Raw genomic sequence first — 719 nt, 5'->3', positions numbered from 1 at the left:
CCTCCGCTCCCATGCTGGCATGGGTCATCGTCGCGGGATGAGCGATCAGACTCTCCACGCCACCCAGCGATTCCGCGAGTGTGAACCCTTCCACAGCCTCAACGAACCGCCGCACCTCTTCGGCCCCGCCAGCAAGCTCAAAGCTCAGCATGGCGCCGAAGCCGGTCTGCTGCGCCTGTGCGATCGCGTGGCCGGGGTGCGATGCGAGCCCCGGGTAGTGGGTCGCAGCGACTCTTGGGTGCCGTTCTAGATAGGCGGCGATGGTCCCTGCCGTTCGCTGCTGCTGCGCGATGCGAGGGAAGAGGGTCCGCAGCCCGCGCAGCGTGAGGAAGGCGTCGAAGGGCGCGCCCGTGACACCGGTGATGTTGGACCACTCCGCGAGTTGCGCGGCGTCGTCAGGATCGGCCGCCACGACCGCGCCACCGACCACGTCGGAATGTCCGTTCAGGTACTTCGTCGTCGAATGGATGACGTAGTCCGCCCCGAGCGCGATCGGGCGCTGGAGGGCAGGGGACAGGAAGGTGTTGTCCACGGCGACCTTGGCGCCCGCCGCCTTCGCGCGCGTTGAAACCGCGTGGATGTCGACCACCCGCATCAACGGATTGCTCGGGGTCTCGATCAACACGAGAGCCGGGCGTCCTCGCAACGCGGCCGCGAGCGCGGCTTCATCCGACTGATCGACGAAGGCGACGTTGAACTGGCCCTTGGCGGCCCGCGCT

Annotated in this window: 1 protein-coding gene; it reads right to left on the bottom strand. The window is 67.9% G+C overall.

The window, feature by feature from the left end; translation table 11 throughout:
- A partial coding sequence (locus MOX02_RS30870; protein ID WP_174804994.1) for a PLP-dependent transferase occupies nt 1-719 on the bottom strand: 719 nt, incomplete at both ends.

The organism is Methylobacterium oxalidis (genome assembly GCF_007992195.1).
GTDB lineage: Bacteria > Pseudomonadota > Alphaproteobacteria > Rhizobiales > Beijerinckiaceae > Methylobacterium > Methylobacterium oxalidis.
The sequence above is the reverse complement of the archived record's forward strand: the minus strand, read 5'-3'. Positions and strand labels throughout refer to the sequence as shown.